The sequence below is a fragment of the Endozoicomonas sp. YOMI1 genome, from assembly GCF_024606345.1.
GTDB lineage: Bacteria > Pseudomonadota > Gammaproteobacteria > Pseudomonadales > Endozoicomonadaceae > Endozoicomonas.
In genome coordinates this window covers 1-5,022 of the sequence record NZ_JAHHPM010000304.1, presented here as the reverse complement: position 1 = coordinate 5,022, position 5,022 = coordinate 1, and the positions used below count along the sequence as shown (strand labels likewise).

Annotated in this window: 5 protein-coding genes; 1 reads left to right on the top strand and 4 read right to left on the bottom strand. The window is 47.4% G+C overall.

Features of this window, described 5'->3' with window-relative positions; translation table 11 throughout:
- Window positions 1-50 precede the first annotated feature (50 nt).
- From KDK15_RS10750 to KDK15_RS10735, 4 genes are all read right to left on the bottom strand, one after another.
- Window positions 51-1,013 (bottom strand): hypothetical protein, encoded by a 963-nt coding sequence (locus KDK15_RS10750; RefSeq protein WP_257295357.1) that lies wholly within the window; start codon window positions 1,011-1,013, stop codon window positions 51-53.
- A gap of 232 nt (window positions 1,014-1,245) precedes the next feature.
- The gene (locus KDK15_RS10745) at window positions 1,246-2,490 is read right to left on the bottom strand and encodes a trans-acting enoyl reductase family protein (protein ID WP_257295356.1); all 1,245 of its coding nucleotides are present in this window, start codon (window positions 2,488-2,490) and stop codon (window positions 1,246-1,248) included.
- A 324-nt stretch (window positions 2,491-2,814) separates the two neighbouring features.
- Window positions 2,815-3,033, bottom strand: a complete 219-nt coding sequence (locus tag KDK15_RS10740; RefSeq protein WP_257295355.1) for a hypothetical protein — start codon at window positions 3,031-3,033, stop codon at window positions 2,815-2,817.
- Window positions 3,034-3,057: 24 nt separating this feature from the next.
- On the bottom strand, window positions 3,058-3,210 hold the full coding sequence (locus tag KDK15_RS10735) for a hypothetical protein (RefSeq protein WP_257295354.1): 153 nt from the start codon (window positions 3,208-3,210) through the stop codon (window positions 3,058-3,060).
- A 156-nt stretch (window positions 3,211-3,366) separates the two neighbouring features.
- On the opposite strand from KDK15_RS10735, the gene KDK15_RS10730 reads away from it, so the two are divergent.
- Window positions 3,367-4,788: a hypothetical protein gene (locus KDK15_RS10730; RefSeq protein ID WP_257295353.1), complete on the top strand. Its 1,422-nt coding sequence runs from the start codon at window positions 3,367-3,369 to the stop codon at window positions 4,786-4,788.
- The last annotated feature ends 234 nt before the right edge of the window (window positions 4,789-5,022 follow it).

The following is a 5,022-nucleotide window of genomic DNA, read 5'->3' as shown; positions in this document are numbered from 1 at the left end:
AGACCAATTTGCTGCCACCGCAGTAGGGCAGTCTATTCTCGGACAGCCTCCTAGCGACCAGTGGTTATTGATCTAAGGCATTCAGCCGCCATTCTGGCGCCGGAAAAGGCTGCTTTTGCCGTATAGTCCAGCACTTTTCCCACCAGATATCCGACACCGGCACCGACCATGACCGAGCCCGGGCCAGACTTGATTCGGTCCATAACATTAGGAGGAGGCCAGCAAGGAGGAGGATCATATCTGCCAGAGTGCGCACGCCTTGACATTTCTATTGACTCTTCTGATTGAATGTATAATGGAGCTTCGAGGGCGCTACTGTAAACCAGGCTATACAACGCTCCGGCGTAGGTAAACGCCTGGACAATATGAGAATCCTGACTGAAGGGGGTAATACCAAGGTTATTCATATACGTGGATACGGTAGCACGAATTACCTCAGTGCCTTTCCAGAAGGCGGTACAACCGTGACAGGCACTTTGTGCGATGAGGTATCCCGCAGTGCCACTAGCGCCCAAATATAAGGCACGATTCAGAAAATTGTCTTTGACCGAGAAGGCAAATACAGGAAAGCCAGAAGCAAGCCCTGACAGGGTACCTGCCAAGACCAAAGCATCCTTCACTACAGAGGTAGAAATGACAACGTTGTTCGTCGAACCTGCACCTGAATTGGTATTCATAGTTGAGCCACTATCCTGGACAATATGAGAATCCAGACTGGTGGGGGTATTACCAAGGTTATTGATATACGTGGATAGGGTATCACGAGTTTCCACAGCACGTTGCCAGAAGGCGGCACAACCGTGATAGGCACTTTTGGCGATGAAGTATCCCGCAGTGCCACAAGCGCCCACATATAAGGCGCGATTCAGAAAATTGTCGTCGTTCGGGATGCGGGATACAAGAAAGCCAAAAGCAAGCCCTGACAGGGTACCTGCCAAAGCCAAAGTATCCTTCATTACAGAGTTAGAAATAACAACGCTGGTCGTCGAACCTGCACCTGAATTGATATTCATAGTTAAGCCACTATCGGATGGAAGAATGTGAGATTCTTATGTAAAGATGCTCAAACCAGAAAAAAGTTCCTGCTGGCAGGTAAAGGTATTTTTAGCGCATCCGGTCAAAGACAAGGGGCGAATCAGTGGATTCGCCCATTTAAAACAAAGCCGGTTCAATCAAGTCCCAATCGCCCCTCCCTGGTAATCGAACCAGATATCATCCGGGAAAGATAAGTAGCACCAGGCAATATCAGGAAAACAAGACTTCAAATTTTATCTCAGCATCTTTTTCCAGTCGCTCAATAAGCCGATCACCAAACAACGTGGAAGTTGTCCAGAAACCGCCCGCCTTACCGCTCTTCTGCTGGTTATCGTGAAAGTCCAGGGCTAATCCTGCCGCCACCTGTCCCAGCATTCTGGCGGTAGAGCTATACCCCGGATCGCCCTGGCCAACAACACGGGTGCGGATTTCCTGACCATCTGCCGTTTTGCCCAGAAAGCGAATATCATAAAACCCGGTTTTCTGGGCTTTGGGAGAAGGGCCCTCGCCCGGTTTTGGCAACACAAATCGCGCCATAAACCAGCGGGCTGGCTTAATCACCATGGCAAGCATAAACAGGCCCAGCCCGGCTACCAGAACATTGGACTGCAATCGACCTTTAAAACCAGCACCCATTAGCATGGCTTCGTTGTACCTGAAATCCTTGCCATAAGGGTGTTCAGCCAATGCATTGGAACGAAGGACCACCCGGGTGTTAATACCAGCCATGATGAAGGGAGCCAGCCAGGCCCCAAAGCCTGAATCATACGTCGGTGTCTTGACATTTTCCTGTTTCACCTTCAAGCCTTCAGTTTCAGGGCAGATCAGGTAAGGGTTGGCCAACTGCCTGCGTAATGCCGGGTCTTTTGCCGCCTCACGGGTGATATTGATCATACTGGCCAGCGTTCCACCAGAAATGCCCCCCCTGGCGGCTTTCACCCGCATGCTGATATCTGAACAGAATGAACCCAAAACCGCCTTCGCCTTTTTCTGGGTAAAGTACACGCCCATATCAGAAGGAATTGAATCAAAGCCACTGCAATGGACAATGCGTGCGCCACTGTTCCGTGCTGTTTCCTCATACCGGTCCAACATCTGTCGAATCCACTGCACTTCGCCGGTCAGATCGCAATAATCAGTACCACTTTCCGCACAAACCTTAACCAGCGATTCGCCGTAAAGTGCGTAAGGACCCACCGTCGAAACAATGACCCGGGTTTGCTGGCACAACGCTTTCAAAGCAGTCTTATCAGCGGCATCAGCCAGCAACACAGGTAGCTCAGGCTGTTGTAATTTCTGCTTTAACTCAGCCAGTTTGGCTTGAGAGCGCCCCGCTATCGCCCAGTCAAGACGCTCCTGGCCATTGTCATTAAATCTATCGACCAGGTACTGGCAAAGTAGTTGCCCAACGAAGCTGGTGGCTCCGAATACAATCACATCAAATTGATTATTCATAAACTCAGGATATCTCTGAACTTTGTCGTTTTTATAAGATACGTACAGCCTACAGAATTGAGTATAAAAATGGAAAAGATAAAGGAGATATTAGCAAGTACGTTCTCATCGATAATGCCAGGTGCTACGAACATCGTTGGTATGATTTTAAACTTTACTTCCAGCTCTTTGATGCTCAGCCTCTCGACAACAGAAACAGGTGGCTATCCCTGCTCAACTTGTTGTGGATCAGCAGCTTTACAGCACCGAACTTCCCTATTATCTGACCCCGGACATATTACTATGTTGAACTTATGAGTCATAAATGGGTCTCTTTATAACTATTTAAATCAAATTAAAAAGTTGGTTGACTTTATGAATCCAGGTTTTCCTCGCCAGACAAGTAGTATTTATTACCCGACAAGCGCCCTGCCACAGCAAACCGCTTATGGCCAATCTGCCATCAATGGTCCAAATCCAGCTGGAACCGTTCAACATGAACGTATCAACATCACCAGAACCATTCGAACACAAGGCCTGAAACCCGATCTGCATTGCTTTCATTCAGAACAACCTTCAAGCAACTCGTTACAGCCCGGTAGAGTGAGAGCTGACTATACACAACAGCCATATTTTAATCAGCAGCCACTTCACCATCTGACAGCCAACCAGTACAGTAACGCAACCCTGACTGCAGGCAGCAAGCCATACCAGCCCATACCAGCCCATCAGATTACTCAATCTACAAATCCTTTCCCCAGCCCCAACAGTTATCCGGACATCCTGCAATGGAATCAAACGCCAGTAAAATCCATAACTGACCCACACACAGAAGACGAAATTACTGAATTACTGAATGAGCTTTATGACAGCCAATCCGTTGCACCGCTCAATCAAATGTTCGAGACCGGCTCAGTCTTTTCGACTCGCCAGCCTGCGAGCATTTATGCCAGTCATTCCATTTATCCGGGTACGCGTTTATCAGGCACGACAGAGTCAGTCTTCTTGCCATTTTCACAGGGCAGTCATGCCTGCCATCAGCCTGCGGTTACGAACTCTGGATTCAGAATAGGTAAAAATGCTGAAGCCATGGGCTACGGACAGCTACCCCTCGCACCAACAATCGCAAAATCAGAAAATTTTATACTGAGCCCTCCCCTTTCATCCCCAAGAAAGCGCCCGCAAAATCCGGACTTGAACCATCAGGCAAAAATTGGTGCGTCCCTGCCTAAAAAACCTTCCCTATACAGCACGACTTACAGCAGTAATCCAACCATGAGTTCAAGTGGCGCCCATCTCACACACTTATATGCAGCGAGCCAAATGAGACAGAGGGCAGACTCTAACGAACTACAACATATGGCGACTGCCCGGGTTGGATGCCCTGCAGCCAAAAGAAATTATTTTCATAAGCAGCAAATGGCTCACCAGGCTGAAACCTCCTTAAGCTGCATGGTGCAGAACCTCCCAACACCACTTGAACAAAATCCCGCGGGCAACCCTTTACCTCCCGGGCAGTCACCAATGCCTGAGCATTCTGCAGACAGTTACCCGGCGCCAGTCTCGTCACGTTCTGATGATCAACCCGGCTCATCATCCTTGAATGCTCCCGTGAGCAAATCGGCACCACAGGGTTTCGACACTTTACAACAAGGCATGGGTTGCCCAGATACCAAGGCCAGAAAAACCAGTGAAGGAACACAACAGCAAATCCCGACACCGGCAAGTACAGTTACAGATGACAGCGACGATCAGATTGATTTTAATTGGCAAGCTCCTGAGTTTCACCGGAAGTCTGAAGAGATTTTGTCATTAACCCGCGAGACCCAAAATATATTGGGTATACAAAATCTGGATCTGCCCTGGATTACCACCGCACACGTATTTATTATTGCTGCAGATACAATCGACGGTATTATAACAGAAACCTTGATGTATATATTGCGGTTAGCCCATTTAAAGAATCGGCCAAATGAGCCAGATAATCCGTTAGAGAATGTCAACCAGGAGATAGCCAAAGTAGTCAACGATTGGTATGCGCAAAGCGAAGAGGACAAAATAGAAACTGAATACTTTGAATTGTTAAATTCCATAAATAGGCATAGACGAACGCACGGTAAATTACCACTTCATAAAAACGCTTCTTATAGCAGGATTCTTAATACAGCCGCTGAAATCTTAAAGTCTGAAAGGAGCACAAAGGGGAGTCATCATTTACCACCAAGGCATGAAAGAGCCTACCTTACTGAATACATTCAAAGTGCCTTAAATTACATTCAAAGTGGCTTGGAAGGAAGCAAACCTTCAAGTAACAAGTAAAGGAAAAAGCAGCTGGACTAAACTGGAATTGGTATAACTATTGCCTCATTGATCAATTCCTTCAGGGTTGAAATACTTTTGGGGCATATATTTAATCCAGCATGAATTCAAACGGAAAGGGATAAAGTAGAAAGTCTGAAAAAATCCAAGAAGACAAAAAAAGAAATCAGGAGAGAAATATGGCGGTGAGGGAGGGATTCGAACCCTCGATACGGCTACAAACCGTATACTCCC